We start from the raw sequence: 16,740 nt of genomic DNA, 5'->3' as shown, positions 1-16,740 counted from the left end.
TGATCGGCACTTTGATCACACTCTCCGCAATAAACAGCTCGTCCGGTACATGTTCAAAACGGGTTCCTTTAGCTAAGCCCTGTTCCTCCACAACGACGCCCCAAGTCCCCTCTGCTTGTCCGATAATGGCCGACAACCTTTTTTCCAGCTCCACAGCTTTTCTTCCCTTCTCCTGTTGGCTCATAGTTTCTTGCCGCTTTCTTTTTATCATACTATTCCGAAAACGTTTCAGACAAGAGACGGTACCTGCTTACGGTTCGTTTATCCATCCTGAACTTGGAAATAATACGTAAGATAAACCTACGGACAAGGTGAGGCATCATGCAGAACTCCGATAAGATTGGCAGCCGTCAATTTATCATCCTCGTAACATTCATCACCATAGGAGATTCCATCCTGATCTTACCTTCCATACCTGCGACTGAAGCGGGTCACGATGGATGGCTATCAGGATTGATCGGCATGATACTGGGGCTAGCCATCGTATACTTGTTTTGTGTAGTCGCTCGCATCTACCCCGAACAAACGCTGATTGAAAAGAACGAGCTCATATTTGGACGTTGGCTCGGCACGTTCTTTTCTCTCTTCTTTTTGGGAGCTATATTAATCAACGGCGCTGTCTATATACGAACGATCGGAGAATTCATGACCACGCACATTATGAAACAAACCCCCATTGATGCTGTCATGTTTTTACTCGTTGCCTGCGCAATATACGCTGTTCGATTAGGACTTGAAGCTTTTGCACGGACCAGCGAAATTTTTTTCCTCTGGTTTGTCCTTACGTTCGTTATGTTTTTTCTTTTGTTAAGCCCTCAGTTCCAATTCGAGAACCTTTTCCCCTTCTTGGAAAATGGCATAAAGCCCGTTATAAGAGGAGTATTTTCCGTGACCGCTTTTCCATTTTCGGAGCTGGTTATTTTTCTCATGATTACTCCACTTCTAGATGCAAAACAAAAGCTCACGTCTGCTTTTTTGCGAGGAGCGATATACGGTGGAGCTTGTCTACTTGCCGTCATCTTCTTATCGCTTTTGGTGCTCGGCCCGGAATTGGTTTCTCGTGAGACCTTTCCGAGCTACTCCCTTGCCAAACGAATCCATGTAGGAGAGTTCTTTCAAAGACAGGAAGCGATGATGGCTCTCATGTGGTTTGTCTCCATTTATTTCAAAGTCGTACTGTATATGTATGGTTTCTGCGTGGGTATAAAGCAGCTTCTCCATTTAAAGGAGCATCAGTCGCTCACCTTGCCCATTTGCATCTTATTTGTCGCCATCGCGATTATCATCGTTCCAAACGGAGCTTTTTTATACGAAACGTATACGTACTGGCCATTTTTTGATTTAACAAATGGGTTCCTGTATCCACTGATTCTCATCGTCGGTTACTGGATACGGAAGCGAATGAACAACAAGCCGGCTACCCTACAAAAGTAAGGTGTCGGCTTGTTTTATAATTACAGTAGTTGTTTGATCGCTGCCACTCGCTCTGCATCAACGTATAGAAGAGCCTGTCCTTCTTCTCGTACTGCCGATCCAAAATGAACCTCTTTGACACCCGTACGTTTCACGAGGTCTCCCACGTTAGCCAGCGACAATCCGCTTCCTGCCAAAATCGTGAGCTGCGTGTTCTCTGTCAGCTTGACGAGCTGCTCGATGCAATCAGCTCCCTCGATGGCCGTTTTTTTGCCCCCAGAAGTAAGAATGGTACGGACTTGGGGATATTTCAGGAGAATACGCGCTGCTTCCATTTGATCCACAGCATCATCAAAAGCACGATGGAACGTCACATTCAAAGTACCTGACTTACCAAGCAACAGCTCCAATCCCTGCTGATCGAGCGTATTTTCTGGAGTCAGCATGCCAAATACGACACCTGCTGCCCCAAGCTCACGGATGATACGTACATCCTGCCGCATGACCGCAAGTTCTTCTGCTGTATAGTAAAACGATTGGCTATGCGGTCGCACCATGACGTTTACCGGGATGGAAACCGCCTTGACCACTGCCTCAATCAATCCCCAGCTCGGAGTAATACCTCCCTCCAAAATTCCCGAGATGAGCTCCAGCCTGTCAGCTCCGCCCTGCTCCGCACGTTTTGCATCCTCAACTGAAGTCGCAATCACTTCCACTAGCATGATACTTCGCCTCCGTTTTTAGCATTTGTTCAAGACAAAAACTGGTCGTTTCTCCCCTACCACCAACTGATTGTCGTTTTTAATGGCTTTTGGCGCCAGCGCATGCAGTCGGTCGATGGTTTCCTGATTATCATACTGAATCTGCTCCAAAATCGATGCGATAATAAGCGGCCATACTAATTCAGAGCCATTCAGTACCTTAAGCGAGAAGCTGAGTCTCTCTTTTTTCAAAGCAAAGCCGTATACACCCATCGCTCCGCCTTTGGCGATTATATTTTCATCCAGTAAGAGCGCTGTACAGATGAAGTTGTGACTGGCAATGATCTCGGGACTGCTCGTCATCCAGCCTGTCACTCTCTCTACTGCCTCACGCGTCGTGTGATCCTCGATCAGATCCGGACAAGCGAGCTTCAGATATGCGATCGCCAGGTTCTTGAGCGGCAACGCAAAAACCGGGAAGCCACAGCCGTCGACGCTTAGCCGAACCTGCTCTTTTGGGTAATCAGCCAGGTTGGCAAACACCTCCAATGCCTCCTGTTGCGCTGGATGCTCAGCCTTGTAGTAATCATGAGTGGAATATCCTTGATCCTTCGACAACGCCAAGTACCCCAAATGCTTTCCCGCACAGTTATGAAAGAGCCTACGTTTTTCTATGCCTTGGGACAAGCAAGCAAACTTCGGCTCCTCATTGAGCGGATAAGTCGGGCAAGTAAGTAATTCATCTTCCTGAATGCCAGTCTTTTGTAAAATCGACTCCAAGCCTTCCATATGATAGACTTCACCACGATGTGAGGCCGCAAAGAGTGCTGCTTCGCTGCTGTTCAGTCCGAATTTTTCATCAATTTTACGTTTGGCGATGGGAATGGCTTGAAAGGGCTTAGCTGCGGAGCGCAATAAGGTGATATGGTTCTCATCGCCTGCCCGATAAGCCACCTCTCCTTTTTCATTCACGCCGCACACGATGCCGTTATGTACGTTCTCCAGAATGCCGCCGCGATATTCTTCCACTAAAGGGACATCTCTCATCAAAATCACCCGCTCCACTCCATGTTGATCGATTATGAAAAAAACACTAGCAGGAGCACCCTCCATCCGTCAATCTTTTTCCAAGCGATTATCCCCCCACTTCGGCGCTGATTGTTGTATAATGTCTCAAGGTGCCCATTTGGGTTCCACAAATAAGAAATCCGTGCATCTGCACGGGAGAGGTTCGCGAACTCCCTCTATAAAAAACTAAGCTGGATAACAGTACCTTTCTTTGGTATTGTTTTTGTTTTTTTGATGGAAAGTTCAAGAACTCTCTTTCTTCTAACTCAATCAAAGTGTGTGTTCAAAAAGTCGGCTTTTCAGCACCGAGAAAGTAGTGAGAACCTGAAAAAGGAGGAGCGGAGTGTAGGGAACCTACATGAGCACCGGACTTCGAAGGTGAACGCCAGTTTCGATGTCGAATCAGCTTTCAGAACGACTTCGTGATCAAAAGACGAGACGACTTTTTGAACCACCTCTACAAGGAGATGGAGAGCAATGAAAAAGGAAAAAGCCGTCGTTGTCTTTAGCGGAGGTCAGGACAGCACTACCTGCCTGTTTTGGGCGAAAGAGCAATTCGGCGAAGTAGAAACCCTCACGTTTGATTACGGGCAGCGACACAAGCTGGAGATCGAGTGCGCCCAGCAAATTGCCGCAGAACTCGGCGTTAAAAACTCCGTATTGGACATGAGCTTGTTAAACCAGCTCGCGCCCAATGCACTCACCCGCACAGATATTGACATTACCCAGGAAGAAGGCCAATTGCCATCCACGTTCGTCGACGGACGCAACTTGTTGTTCCTTTCTTTTGCGGGCGTATTCGCCAAGCAACGAGGAGCATGTCACTTGGTTACCGGCGTATGCGAAACGGATTTTAGCGGTTATCCCGATTGCCGTGACGCCTTTATCAAATCACTCAATGTGACATTGAATTTGTCGATGGACTATCCGTTTGTGATTCACACGCCGCTCATGTGGCTGAACAAAGCACAAACGTGGAAGCTGGCGGACGATCTGGGTGCCTTCACCTATATTCGCGAAAATACCCTCACCTGCTATAACGGCGTCAAAGGGGACGGCTGCGGCGAATGCCCTGCCTGCCACCTGCGAAAAGCCGGACTGGACACTTATCTTTCCGAGAAAAATCAACCTGGAGAAAAAGCCTGATGAGCGCGAACTTTGATTTTCGTATCGTCGATCGCATGCAGGCTCTGGGTACCCATATTCAAAAATCACAGCTTCGCTACCATAACAAACGCGTTTTGGTTAGCAAGGAATTTACTTTTGACGCTGCACATCATCTGCACGCCTATGAAGGAAAGTGCAAAAACCTGCACGGCCATACGTACACGGTCGTCTTCGGCATCAGCGGCTTTCCGGACGAGATCGGACTCGTCATCGATTTCGGTGACATCAAGCAAATCTGGAAAGAGCACATCGAAATTTATTTGGATCATCGCTATCTGAATGAAATGCTCCCTCCGATGAATACCACTGCCGAAAACATGGTCGTGTGGATTTTCGAAGAGATGGAAAAGCAATTGCAGTCAGATGCATACCGTGACCGCTACAACGGCGCTCGGGTGGAGTTCGTTCGCCTGTTCGAGACACCGACCAGCTATGCCGAGGCAAGACGGGAGTGGATGACGGAATGATCCCGGTCTTGGAAATATTCGGCCCTACGATTCAGGGCGAAGGAATGGTTATCGGACAAAAAACGATGTTTGTGCGAACAGCTGGCTGTGACTATCGTTGCAACTGGTGTGACTCCGCTTTTACATGGGATGGATCTGCCCGCGATGAAATCCGGCAAATGTCACCCGAGGCGGTCTGGGAGGAGCTCACTCGCTTAGGCGGGGACCGTTTTTCTCATGTCACGATCTCCGGCGGAAATCCTGCGCTTTTGGCTGGCATCGGCGACTTAATCTCCCTGCTGAAGGAGCATGGCATTCGCACAGCAGTCGAAACACAAGGCAGCAAGTGGCAAGCGTGGCTTCCACTGATTGACGACATTACGATTTCACCGAAGCCGCCTAGTTCCGGGATGGAAACAGATTTTCAAGCGCTTGATCGAATTGTACACGAGCTTTTGGAACAAAAACATCCAGGACTTAGCCTGAAAGTGGTTGTTTTCGACGACGCCGACTTTGCCTATGCACGAACCATTCATCAGCGTTTTCCAGAGGTACCTTTCTACTTGCAGCCAGGAAACAGTGATCTGACGGACGCTGATACGCCTCGGCTTCGGGATAAGCTTTTGGAAAGCTTTGAATGGCTGATCGATCAGGCGATGGCGACACCTGACATGAATGACGCGAAGGTTCTTCCCCAACTACATGCGCTTGTCTGGGGCAATAAACGAGGCGTTTAAACGATATTTTACTCTCATGGAAGAAAAGAGGACTGTACTCATATGGCACATCAACAAGAACGCGATTTATCCTCCCTCACTCTTTTGGGGAATCAAGGCACAACATACAACTACTCCTATGACCCGAGCGTATTGGAGTCTTTTGACAACAAGCATCCGTACCGCGATTATTTCGTAAAGTTCAACTGCCCGGAATTCACCAGCCTGTGCCCGATTACCGGCCAGCCAGACTTTGCGACGATCTATATCAGCTACATTCCTGACATCAAAATGGTAGAGAGCAAATCTCTCAAGCTGTACTTGTTCAGCTTCCGCAATCACGGCGATTTCCACGAGGATTGCGTCAATGTCATCATGAACGACTTGATCAAGCTGATGGACCCGCGCTACATCGAGGTATGGGGCAAGTTCACTCCGCGCGGTGGCATCTCAATCGATCCATATTGCAACTACGGGAAACCGGGGACAAAGTACGAGGAGATGGCTAGCCATCGGATGATGAATCATGATATGTATCCGGAAAAAGTGGACAATCGGTAGAGCGAATAGGTGATAAATGAAAGGAGAAACCCTTATCTTTTTATAAGGGTTTTTTCCTTTTCCAATTGGAAATCAAGGTCGTGATCGTTGGTGTGATTCTACTCCTTCTGCTACGTTTTAGTGCGGAAGGAGGTGATTACCATGACCAAGCATCTGTATTTCTATGCAAGTTTCGAAGATGCAGCGCGACTCAATCTGGAGTTGATTCAGCTCGGCTACAGGAATTACTATCTGGAGCCACATGAACATCTAGTTGCTTTTGTTTTTGAACCAGTGACCGAAGTGAGTCAAGCGATCTTGAGACACTTGTTTCATGCAGATGGTCCTTCGCACCTAGACAACTAGCTTTGCAGTACTGGTGCTCCTCATTTGAGGGGCATCGGTACCTCCATTTACACTGTCGTTCATCTTATGTTCATGTTCAACGATTACACTTGCAAACGTAGTCAAAAGAAATGAACAGGAGATGATTTTACGTGTTAGCAGCAGCCGTGATTTTTATAAATCTTGCTCTCATTGCCTATACGATTGGGGTATGGAGCGAAAAACGTTCAGGAGAGCTAAAGAGGAAACACCTTATCTTTTTTGGTCTCGGCTTGGCATTCGATACTATCGGAACTACGTTTATGAAATTGCTCGCTGAGAGCTCCAGCTTAAATTTGCATGGCATTACTGGGTTGATTGCTCTGATCTTGATGTTCTTCCATACAGTGTGGGCGTGTGCCGTTCTGTGGAAAAAGAATGAAAATCAGATCAAGCAGTTCCATAAATTTAGCTTGATCGTATGGATTTTATGGCTTGTACCTTATTCCATTGGCGTCGCTTTAAGCTTTATGAAATAGGAATACTCTCAATTACGCTCCGATCGCGAACAATCTAACCTTACCTCAACCCTCTCAACCGATGAGAGGGTCTTTTTCTTTTTTCGCGGCTGTTCAACATATCGTCAACTTTGCCTACTATTCGACAATATCTCCTAAAGTAATCAGAACGATAATCGTATAAAATGTAATAAATTAGTATTTTTAGCAATATACAACTTTTGACTACGACTCGATGATCGTCTTCTAAACAACATTCACCATTTCAGAAAGGTTGATGCTCATGTTTAAAAAAACACTTATTATCCTGTCATTAAGTTCAGTCGTCGTAGTACCCTCTCTAGCCACACAAGTCCAAGGGGCAGCACTCCCTACACAGGAAAAGGCAACCACCTACGCTTCCAATAAAAATATCAGAAACGCCATGTATGGTGAAGAAATCTGGGTGTCGCTTACCTCACCTATTCCAGCCGGATGGGTTATCGTTAGAACTTTAGGAACGCAGAACCTGATCAGGAATGTGAACGGTGCTTCTTATGGCACGGAGGTAGAGGTGCTGCTAGCTTCGCCTATCCCAACCGGATGGGTCATGGTTCGTGCCTTTAGAGGATCGAATGTAATCAAGAATATGAACGGTGCTTCTTATGGCACGGAGGTAGAGGTGATGCTCGCCTCGCCTATTCCAATCGGATGGGTCATGGTTCGTGCCTTTGGAGGATCGAATGTCATCAGGAATATGAACGGTGCTTCTTATGGTACGGAGGTAGAAGTGATGCTCGCTTCGCCTATCCCAAAAGGATGGGTCATGGTTCGAACCTATGGAGGATCGAATGTGATCAGAAATGTCAATGGTGCTCCTAACGGAACACAGATTGAGGTATTGCAAGCCTCGCCTGTTCCTGAAGGATGGATCATTCTCAGTTCAGGTGGAAATTCGAAAGTGATCAGGAAAATTGGCTAAAACAAAGCGCACATGGCATGCATCTAGTCCGCAGGCTGACGTCGAAAGCAATCGGCATCAGCTTGCGGGCTTTTCTTTAATAAGTTTCCATCAATGGTGGAATATATAAGGGAAACAAACGTCCTAAGGAGGCCAATGATGAGTACGTTTTACGAGAAATATGGTGGCGAAGATACGGTCGCAAAAGTAGTGGACTACTTTTATGAATTAGTTTTAGCTGATGACACCGTGAACCACTTTTTCAAAAACACCGATATGGAAAAACAGCGTAAACATCAAACAAAGTTCATCAGCTATGCCCTCGGTGGCCCGAATCAATATTCTGGCCAGTCTATGGCAAAGGCTCACGAAGGGATGAATCTGCAACCCATTCATTTTGATGCTATCGTTAGGCATCTGCGTGATGCCTTGACTCACTTTGGTGTCAGCGAAGAAGATATTGCCGGTGCTCTGAGCAAAGTAGGATCACTACGGGATGATATTTTGCATAAATAACCGAGCATCAAAACGCCTGATGCAATGGTTCAGGGACCCCTTCCGTTCCCGGACCAGTTCCTCTCAGTGGCCCTCGTTTTCGAGTGGCCATTTTCACTTTTTTCTTACACATTTTGTAAAACTCTTAGCAACTCTATATAATAGGAGCAATATTTGAACAATGGAGGAAGTTTCGAAAATGGAAGATCAATATTTTGTTGGTTGGGGTACATTGGCCCTCATCAACGCTGGACTAGCTCAAGGAAAAAATCGTAGCGGTCTTAACTGGTTTTTTCTCTCTTTATTCCTCGGCCCTATCGCAACGCTAATCATTGTAGTCTGGGAAAAACTGCCCGAGCAGAAAGACTTGTCACAGTGAGCATGTTGATAAGGAGGCACGCATGATGCAAATTCGAAATGTACAAGAACAAGACTACCTCAAAGTTATTACGGTCCTCAACGATTGGTGGGGCGGGCGACAAATGTCTGATATGTTACCCAAGCTGTTTTTTATCCATTTCCAGTCAACGAGCTTTATTGTTGAAGAGAATGGAGAAGTCATCGCTTTCCTCATCGGCTTCTTGTCCCAAACGTTCCCTGGCGAAGCTTACATTCACTTCGTTGGGGTGCATCCCGACAAACGAAAAGATGGATGGGGACGCGAATTATACCAACATTTCTTTCAAACTGTAAAACAAAAAGGATGCGATACGATTCGATGCATTACCTCTCCTGTTAATAAAGGCTCAATCTCCTTCCACACAAAGCTAGGTTTTGCGGTTGAAAAAGGAGATCAAATGGTGGATGGAATCGATGTGACTTCTAATTATGATGGAAAAGGAAACGACCGGGTTACTTTTGTTAAAAAGATCTAATCTTATGGCAACCCATATTTACAGTTTAAAATATCCAAAAAAGTAGGTCGTTCACATGCTTAAAGCACTTGGTTTTGGCGTTACTTTGCATAGCGATAACGACTGAGGACATCGATCAAGCTGGCAATTATGCTGTCATCTTTTCATTTACGTAACCAAGAAGCACCATTTCACGTACTAATCAATAGCCACACCAAAGTAATCTTTCACGTGGAAGGATGCGATCTGATTTGAAAAATGTAAAAGCAATATGGGGCTGGACGAAAACGTTGGGCATCTCCCTTTCACTCGCGATGTTAGTTAACATATTTGTCCTCCAACCATTTAAGGTGAATGGACAATCGATGGAGCCCACTTTGCAAAGCGCCGAACGCATCTATGTGTCGAAATTGTCCCACACATTCTCTTATCTCCCTGAGTACAACGATATTGTCGTGGTCGACAGCCGTGTAGACCGGGATCGTACGTTAAAAGACGACATCCTTGAAAATCCTCTCCTCATGCTAGCCATGGGGAAAAGCGATGCCAAAACATTCTGGGTAAAACGAGTCATTGGCAAACCCGGCGATACTTTGGAGTTTAAGAATGAGAGCCTGTATCGAAATGGACAGCCGTTAAACGAGCCGTACATAAAAGAAAAGATGGTCGACGTACCGGATGCCAAGATCGTCATACCGGAAAACCATGTGTTTGTGATGGGAGATAATCGTAACAATAGCGATGATAGTAGAGTCATTGGCGTAATTCCACTCGATCATATCATGGGGAAAAAACTGTTTTAATCAGACGAGAGCCTTTTCTACTGAGGAAGGCTCTCGTTCTTTTCAACGCATAGACGAATGTCCGTTTCGAAACGCCTGACAAACGCATTTATTAGTGATAAATGCATGCAAAGGGGCGTTTCTTAATGAGCTCTCAGCACTCTCACTCATTACGCTTTATTCGATTTGCCGATCGACCCGGGCATTTTCATGGCTATGACACACTGACAAGCATTTCGGATCGTCATCGTCACCGAATACGTGGCAGAACGTCGCCCCCAGAAGGAATGAGAGATCGGCACGTCCATTACTACGAAGGTACGACTACGTTTAATGATGGACATGTGCATCACTACAGGGGATGGACGAGTCCGCCTATTCCACTGCCGGACGGAAGTCATTACCACGAGTTTTCAGGGCAAACCACTTATGATGACGGGCACACTCATTACTACCAGGGTGTAACCAGCGAGGCCCTATCTTAAGCGAAAAAGGCTGTCCCTCTTCGGAACAGCCTCTCTTCCTCTTCTTATTTTTCCAATACTGACGCCAACGGACAGTCCAATGTATACAGGTTGCGATACCTTGGATTGTCCCGATACAACTGGTCATGTGTCCCTCGCATCGAGATGACTCCCTGCTCCATAAAAATGATCTCGTCCATTTGCTCTACACCGCTCAAGTGGTGAGTCACCCAAATCAAAGTCTTCCCTTGCAAGACACGGAAGATCGTTGTCATCAGATCGCGTTCAGTCAAAGGATCTAATCCCACTGTCGGTTCATCAAGGAGAACAATCGGCTTGTTTTGCAGCAAAATACGGGCAAGTGCTATGCGCTGCCTTTCTCCGCCAGAGAAGCGCAGACCGGTTTCCTGCATCCGTGTTTGATAACTGTCCGGTAGGGATTCAATCAGCTGATCCAGACCGACTTGCGCTGTCACAGCACATACTTCTTCATCGGACGCATCGGGTCGACCGAGCCTGATGTTATTGGCTACGGTTGTGTCAAACAAATACGGCTGCTGATTCAACACGGAAAACAAACAAGCAGAAGCCTCTTCCGACTGGACAGGCTGCCCATTTACTGTCAACTTACCTGCCTCCGGCTGTATGGCACCTCGAATCAAGTTCAGTATCGTCGATTTACCCGCTCCGCTGCGACCGAGCAACGCGATTTTACCACCTTGAGGCACCTCAAAAGACACGTCCTGCACACTCCAATTGCTGGCTTGTGGGTAGCGAAAATGAACATGATCGAGCTTCAAGCTGCCTCCAGCTTGATCTGCCACCTTTTCCTTTTGCGCTTCCCCAATGGATGGACGACTGCCCTCGATCTCACGAAGCCGCCCCAGAGACTCCTTGTATTCTGGCATTCGCACAACAGCATCAGAAATACGGGCAAACGCATCCATCAACGGAAATGCGACCAGCCCAATCGCAGCAATCAGCGTAGCAGGAATCTGATTCGCAGCGGCAAGTCCGCCCACCCAGATAACCAGTAAGACAATGGCACCACCGATTGCACACTGAGACATCCACTGTACTCGCCATTCTCCGCGTCGAATGGAGTTTTCGATTTGGGCAGCTGTCTTTTGCCGTCTTGTAAACAACTGGAGAAACTGCTGTGTACGACCACTGAGAATCCAGTCACTCATGCCAAAAACAGCATCAGTCAGCTCCCGATATGCTGCCTGTCTCTCCCGCTTGAACCGACGACTCTTGGCAATGGATGACCACAAAACTACTGCGGGTGCAACAAATAGCAGAAAACCACAGTACAACGCCATCAGCAGCGCGAACATCCCGTCCATTCTTCCCAGTGCCACAATACCTGCCCCGTAGAGGAGGACCGCCGAGACAGCTGGCAGCACAAAGCGCAGATAGACATTCTGTAGTTGCTCAATGTCATCCGCTAGTACACCAAGCAGATCTCCCGTACGAAAACGAGTGCGAAGTAGCTGAGCTTGCGGCTCGATAGCCTGGTACAAACGCACACGCATACGCGATAACACACGCAAAGCTGCATCGTGTCCAACCAAACGCTCCAGGTACTGAATGACTGCTTTGCTAAAGCCAAAAGCCCGGACAAGTACGATGGGAACATAGACCATTAAGACGTTTTCGGGCTTGAGTGCGGAGCGAGAAATCAGATAGCCGGACGTATAAAGCAAAGCACTCGCACATGCCATTGCCAAGGTTCCCAGCAAAGCCGCTGCGGCAAACTGCCAGAAAAACTGGCGAAAGTATGGAAGAAACCACCCCTGATTGCCTTCTCGCGCTTCCTTCATCCTTTCTCCCCCTTGGCACCAGCTGTCAACAACCGATAAAATACGCTTTTTTGTGCAACGAGCTGTTCATAGGTACCCGCTTCCACCAGTCGTCCCTGGTCGATTACCCAAATCCAATCCATGTCTCGCATCCAATGCAAACGATGTGTGGCCAAAAATACGCGTCTGTCCCCCAACACCGACAACATGGTCTGTTTGAGCTCCCATTCCGTTTCAATATCTAAGTGAGCGGTCGGCTCGTCGAGCAAAATCACTGGTCGGTTGCCAAGCAGCGCACGTCCCAATGCAACCCGCTGTGCCTGTCCGCCGCTTAACGTACGCCCCCCTTCGCCAATGATTTCGTCACAGCCATTTGGCAAGCTGTCCATCAGCTCTCCCAGACCGACATCACGAATCACCTGCTCCACCTGTTCCTGCGTCGCTTCCGGCTCATAGAAGCGAATGTTATCCGTCAACGTTTGATTGAATAAATACGGATGCTGAGGAATGTAAGCGATTTGCCGCTGCCACTCCTGCTTCGCATCCCCCGTAATGGGTTGCCCATCTACTTGTATCATGCCAGCGTCGGGATCAGAAAAGCCGCCTAGCACTCCGAGGAGTGTTGATTTTCCAGCCCCGCTCGCCCCTACAATGCCCACTCTTCTCATGTTGCTGCCCAATTCTACAGATACCTCCCCCAGTACCTGTCTTCCATCCTCACCGACGACACGAATATCGGACAAAGTAATCGTTCCATCCAATACACCTGTCAGAGACGTCTGGCTATCTGTTGCTTGTGGTGCCGCCTTATGTTCATCCGGAGCGCCACTATCGATAATCGTACGAATAGTCCCCAACGCCTCCTTGCCATCCAATGAGGCGTGGTAGTCCGATCCCAGCATCCGTACTGGCAAAAAGTATTCCGGTGCAAGAATCAGGATGACCAATGCCGTTTCAAACCCAAAGTTTCCTTCAATCAGCCGCAACCCAAGACCAACTGCCACAAACGCAACCGACAGCATGCTGAAGAAGTCGAGTGCCAAGGAAGACAAGAAGGCCACGCGCAAAGTGCGCATCGTAGCGGATCGATATTGATCGCTCACTCTTCCGACGGTCTCCCCATGGTCTTTGCTGCGTCCCAAAAACCGGAGCGTCGCAAGCCCGCGAAGCGAATCCGTGAAATGATGGGATAGCATTCGATACGAGCGCCATTGTTTGTCTGCTTGTTTACGCGCAGCCAGACCGAGTACGATAAAAAATCCAATGAGAACAGGCATCGTTACCGTCAGGATCAGTCCAGAAATCACATCTTGCATGTAGACAAATGCCAGTAGCGGAAACGTAACAAAAACCATATCCAGCGTACGCGGAACAGACAACTCCAGGTAGGTACGTACACGATCTACACCTTCCAGGACAAGCGTAACAAGCTTTCCGCTTCCTTCACTGGCGGCAAAACGTGGACCACGCTCGAACAATCGGGATAGAACTCGTCCTTGCAAAGACTCACTAGAGGCTTCAGCAAAACGGCCAGCGACTTTCTTTTGCAGCCAAACGATGGTATGACGAGCGACTATCATGACCAAAAACAGTGCAAGCGGCTGATACGCCATCTGAAGAGATTGACCTTCAAACAAGATCGCGATCGACTTCGCCAAAAGCAGTGCCTGACCGATAATCGCCGCACTTTGCAGGAGGGAAAGACCGGCTAGCAGCAGCATAACCGGTCGGATTCCTTGTAAGCGGAACAATTCCTTGTCCATTAGTACTCCAAATGATCCTTTTCAGTGACTCGTTTGTGGAAAACGAAGTAACTCCAAGCCTGATAGGTCAGCACAAACGGTAAAAGCACTGCTGCAACAATGGTCATTGCTTTTAACGTGTATGGACTCGAAGCTGCATTATAGAGGGTCAAATCAAACGCACTATCAATCGTGCTGACCATCACCCGTGGGAACAAACCGATAAACATCGAGACGAACGTCAACAGGATCATCGCACCTGTCATCCCGAAAGCCCATCCTTCCCTGCCTTGTCTCAAGAAGTGACGAGCCAGTACTAAAGCCACAACACCTAAGAGTACGGCTGCTGTCAACAAAACACCCTGGCGCTCAAACAGATCGGTTACCATGAATGTCCACCCTACAAGCACCGCCATCAGAACCGCTTGCATCGGCAACAGCTTTGCTGCTAGTACACGTGATTTTTCACGCAGCTCGCCTACAGTGCGCAGCGAGATGAAGTTCAGACCGTGTAGCAAGCATAGTCCTGTAACTGTCACTCCTGCCCACAAAGAGTAACCATTCACAATGTCAGAGAAGCCAGCAGTCATTTCCATATTCTGATCAATCGGAACACCCTTCACCAAGCTGGCAAACACCATTCCGAACAACATCGGCGGTACAAAGCTTCCAATCAGAATCGCTACATCCCACGTCTTTTTCCAAGCCTCGCCTTTCCCTTTGCCTCTAAATTCAAATGCTACCCCGCGTCCAATCAACGCAAGCAGAATCAGCGTAAGCACGAGATAATACCCGCTAAACATCGTGGCATACCACTCCGGAAACGCTGCAAACATCGCACCAGCCGCTGTAATCAGCCAAACTTCATTGGCATCCCAGAACGGGCCAATCGTATTAATCAGAACCCGAGTCTGCAAATCATTTCGTGATAGCAGGCGCGTTGCCATGCCGACACCAAAGTCGAAGCCTTCGAGAAAGAAAAATCCGGTAAACAGAACGGCAATGAGCAGGAACCACAGTTCATTAAGCTCCATAACGTTCACTCCTTACACGATCAAATGGATCCTGAAGCTGTAAATCCTCTACTTCCTCGTGACTATCCATATCCGGTCCTTTTTTGGCCACACGAGCAAACAGATAAGCCAAGAGGCAAAGCAGGATGAGATAAATCGTCGTGAAGGCAATGAGAGAGAACCATACCTCTCCTGTGCTAATGCTTGGCGAAACCGAATCTTCAACACGCAGTAGCCCGAATACCGTCCACGGCTGACGACCTACCTCCGTCATAATCCACCCAGCCGAGTTTGCGATGAATGGTAGTGAGATACCCGCAACCATCAACTGCATGAACCGCTTGTTTGGCTGTTCCAACTTTTTACGTAAAGCGAGATATGCCCCGTACAAAGCCAGCAAAATCATTGCACTACCACCCGCTACCATGATGCGGAAGCTCCAGAAGGTCGTCCGAACTGGTGGAATGTAGTTTCCTGGACCGTAGGTTTTCTCATACTCTGCTTGCAATTCCAACATGCCCGGTACAGAACCTGAAAGGGAATTGTACGTCAGGACGCTAAGCAGATAAGGAATCTTTATTTCAAAACCGTTTTCTTGTTTTTCCGGATCAATCGTTGCAAAAACCGTCCAAGGAGCTGGGTCTGAGCTTGTTTCCCAGAGACCTTCACTCGCTGCCATTTTCATCGGTTGGGTAGCAACCAAATACTGTGCCTGACCATGACCGAATTGAGCAATAGCAAGTGAGGAAATCAATGCTACCACGATCGCAATTTTGAAAGATTGCACAAAGAATGTAACGTCTTGTTTTTTCAACAGCTTCCAAGCACTGATACCTGCTACCAAGAAGGCACCTGTCGCAAATGCCGCAAATACGGTATGCGGGAATTCATATAGTAATTGTCCATTGGTAAGGAGAGCGAAGAAATCGACCATCTCTGCACGTCCGTTATTGATAGCGAAGCCGACTGGCTGCTGCATGAACGAGTTGGCTGCCAAAATCCAGAGAGCCGAAAGAATCGTTCCGATGGATACGAGCCAAATACATGCGAGATGCACACCTTTGGACAAGCGATCCCAACCAAACACCCATAGTCCAATAAAAGTCGATTCGAGGAAGAATGCTAAGAGGGCCTCAATCGCTAGTGGTGTCCCAAATACGTCGCCGACGAATCGTGAGAAATCAGACCAGTTCATCCCAAATTGGAACTCCTGCATAATCCCTGTCACGATCCCGACAGCAAAATTTATGAGCAAAAAGGTTCCCCAAAACTTGGCCATTTTTTTGTACAAGTCATTCTTTTTTACCACATACATCGTTTCCATAATGGCTACTAATAATGACAGCCCGATGGAAATCGGCACAAAAACAAAGTGAAAGATAGTTGTTATCGCAAATTGAAGTCGTCCCAAATCCACTATATCCATGTACAAGATCCCTTTCTATTCGCGTCTTGGCCTTTATGTACCGGAATTATACCAGTGGGGAAACCAGAATTTATGGCGACTTTGTGAAAAAAATCACAAATATATGTGAAAAAATTCACAATTGATTCTCTCTCTTGTAACCCCCTTTTCGCATTCATCTTCGTGAGAGAGTTCTTTGTTTTGTTTTACCCTGTATATTTCCGGTCATGCATAATTGTAGCAGGACTTTTGACCCTAGAGGGTGTCCGATTCGTTACATGATTTTTAACACTCTGTGACTGTTTAGGATTACCCTATCATTTGAGCTAGACTTATGCTTCATTACTTAT

19 protein-coding genes, 1 pseudogene and 1 riboswitch are annotated in these 16,740 nt (G+C 47.4%); of the genes and pseudogenes, 13 read left to right on the top strand and 7 right to left on the bottom strand.

The window, feature by feature from the left end; translation table 11 throughout:
* Positions 1 to 184 (bottom strand): annotated as a pseudogene (locus PMI05_RS28940) (serine hydrolase); the annotation flags it as partial.
* Positions 185 to 321: 137 nt separating this feature from the next.
* Between PMI05_RS28940 and PMI05_RS28935 the strand changes: the two are divergent.
* Entirely contained in the window at positions 322 to 1,434 is a 1,113-nt protein-coding gene (locus PMI05_RS28935) for an endospore germination permease (RefSeq protein ID WP_007729725.1), read from the top strand.
* A 20-nt stretch (positions 1,435 to 1,454) separates the two neighbouring features.
* On the opposite strand, the gene PMI05_RS28930 is transcribed toward PMI05_RS28935, so the two are convergent.
* Both PMI05_RS28930 and PMI05_RS28925 read right to left on the bottom strand, forming a co-directional pair.
* Positions 1,455 to 2,135, bottom strand: a complete 681-nt coding sequence (locus PMI05_RS28930; RefSeq protein ID WP_007729724.1) for a copper homeostasis protein CutC — start codon at positions 2,133 to 2,135, stop codon at positions 1,455 to 1,457.
* An 18-nt stretch (positions 2,136 to 2,153) separates the two neighbouring features.
* Positions 2,154 to 3,161, bottom strand: a complete 1,008-nt coding sequence (locus PMI05_RS28925; protein WP_007729722.1) for an asparaginase — start codon at positions 3,159 to 3,161, stop codon at positions 2,154 to 2,156.
* A 173-nt stretch (positions 3,162 to 3,334) separates the two neighbouring features.
* Positions 3,335 to 3,378: riboswitch (PreQ1 riboswitch) on the top strand.
* A 281-nt stretch (positions 3,379 to 3,659) separates the two neighbouring features.
* Here PMI05_RS28925 and queC point away from each other — a divergent pair.
* The 12 genes from queC to PMI05_RS30490 all read left to right on the top strand — a co-directional run bounded on the left by queC (position 3,660) and on the right by PMI05_RS30490 (position 10,449).
* The gene (queC, locus tag PMI05_RS28920) at positions 3,660 to 4,328 is read left to right on the top strand and encodes a 7-cyano-7-deazaguanine synthase QueC (protein ID WP_007729720.1); all 669 of its coding nucleotides are present in this window, start codon (positions 3,660 to 3,662) and stop codon (positions 4,326 to 4,328) included.
* Entirely contained in the window at positions 4,328 to 4,816 is a 489-nt protein-coding gene (gene queD / locus PMI05_RS28915) for a 6-carboxytetrahydropterin synthase QueD (RefSeq protein WP_007729718.1), read from the top strand. The genes queC and queD overlap by 1 nt, the downstream gene beginning before the upstream one ends.
* The gene (gene queE / locus PMI05_RS28910; protein ID WP_039961614.1) at positions 4,813 to 5,532 is read left to right on the top strand and encodes a 7-carboxy-7-deazaguanine synthase QueE; all 720 of its coding nucleotides are present in this window, start codon (positions 4,813 to 4,815) and stop codon (positions 5,530 to 5,532) included. Before queD ends, queE begins: the two co-directional genes overlap by 4 nt.
* Positions 5,533 to 5,574: 42 nt before the next feature.
* A complete protein-coding gene (queF, locus tag PMI05_RS28905) occupies positions 5,575 to 6,072 on the top strand; it encodes a preQ(1) synthase (protein WP_007729714.1) in 498 nt (165 codons plus the stop codon).
* A 141-nt stretch (positions 6,073 to 6,213) separates the two neighbouring features.
* Positions 6,214 to 6,417, top strand: coding sequence for a hypothetical protein (locus PMI05_RS28900; protein ID WP_007729712.1), 204 nt, complete (start codon positions 6,214 to 6,216; stop codon positions 6,415 to 6,417).
* A 131-nt stretch (positions 6,418 to 6,548) separates the two neighbouring features.
* A complete protein-coding gene (locus PMI05_RS28895) occupies positions 6,549 to 6,914 on the top strand; it encodes an HsmA family protein (RefSeq protein ID WP_007729710.1) in 366 nt (121 codons plus the stop codon).
* A 262-nt stretch (positions 6,915 to 7,176) separates the two neighbouring features.
* A complete protein-coding gene (locus PMI05_RS28890; protein WP_007729700.1) occupies positions 7,177 to 7,854 on the top strand; it encodes a hypothetical protein in 678 nt (225 codons plus the stop codon).
* A 138-nt stretch (positions 7,855 to 7,992) separates the two neighbouring features.
* Positions 7,993 to 8,349, top strand: a complete 357-nt coding sequence (locus PMI05_RS28885; protein WP_007729698.1) for a group 1 truncated hemoglobin — start codon at positions 7,993 to 7,995, stop codon at positions 8,347 to 8,349.
* 178 nt (positions 8,350 to 8,527) lie between these two features.
* Positions 8,528 to 8,707, top strand: a complete 180-nt coding sequence (locus tag PMI05_RS28880; protein ID WP_039961628.1) for a hypothetical protein — start codon at positions 8,528 to 8,530, stop codon at positions 8,705 to 8,707.
* Positions 8,708 to 8,732: 25 nt separating this feature from the next.
* Positions 8,733 to 9,203 (top strand): GNAT family N-acetyltransferase, encoded by a 471-nt coding sequence (locus PMI05_RS28875; RefSeq protein ID WP_007729694.1) that lies wholly within the window; start codon positions 8,733 to 8,735, stop codon positions 9,201 to 9,203.
* 218 nt (positions 9,204 to 9,421) lie between these two features.
* Positions 9,422 to 9,985 carry a signal peptidase I gene (gene lepB / locus PMI05_RS28870; protein ID WP_039961611.1) on the top strand — a complete coding sequence of 188 codons (564 nt, stop codon included), beginning with the start codon at positions 9,422 to 9,424 and terminating at the stop codon, positions 9,983 to 9,985.
* Between the two features lie 125 nt (positions 9,986 to 10,110).
* Positions 10,111 to 10,449 (top strand): YmaF family protein, encoded by a 339-nt coding sequence (locus tag PMI05_RS30490; protein WP_081496893.1) that lies wholly within the window; start codon positions 10,111 to 10,113, stop codon positions 10,447 to 10,449.
* Positions 10,450 to 10,493: 44 nt separating this feature from the next.
* Here PMI05_RS30490 and cydC read toward each other — a convergent pair whose 3' ends face one another.
* Genes cydC through PMI05_RS28850 form a run of 4 tightly spaced genes read right to left on the bottom strand, consistent with a single transcriptional unit; the run spans position 10,494 to position 16,411 of the window.
* The gene (gene cydC / locus PMI05_RS28865; protein WP_007729690.1) at positions 10,494 to 12,251 is read right to left on the bottom strand and encodes a thiol reductant ABC exporter subunit CydC; all 1,758 of its coding nucleotides are present in this window, start codon (positions 12,249 to 12,251) and stop codon (positions 10,494 to 10,496) included.
* Complete coding sequence (cydD, locus tag PMI05_RS28860) at positions 12,248 to 13,993, bottom strand: thiol reductant ABC exporter subunit CydD (protein WP_007729688.1); 1,746 nt, start codon at positions 13,991 to 13,993, stop codon at positions 12,248 to 12,250. Before cydD ends, cydC begins: the two co-directional genes overlap by 4 nt.
* Entirely contained in the window at positions 13,993 to 15,006 is a 1,014-nt protein-coding gene (gene cydB, locus PMI05_RS28855; protein WP_007729686.1) for a cytochrome d ubiquinol oxidase subunit II, read from the bottom strand. The genes cydD and cydB overlap by 1 nt, the downstream gene beginning before the upstream one ends.
* Positions 14,996 to 16,411 (bottom strand): cytochrome ubiquinol oxidase subunit I, encoded by a 1,416-nt coding sequence (locus tag PMI05_RS28850; protein WP_007729684.1) that lies wholly within the window; start codon positions 16,409 to 16,411, stop codon positions 14,996 to 14,998. Before PMI05_RS28850 ends, cydB begins: the two co-directional genes overlap by 11 nt.
* Positions 16,412 to 16,740 lie beyond the last annotated feature (329 nt).

Origin of the sequence: Brevibacillus sp. BC25 (assembly GCF_000282075.1) — a bacterium.
Lineage (GTDB): Bacteria > Bacillota > Bacilli > Brevibacillales > Brevibacillaceae > Brevibacillus.
This window is presented reverse-complemented; position numbering and strand designations above follow the sequence as displayed.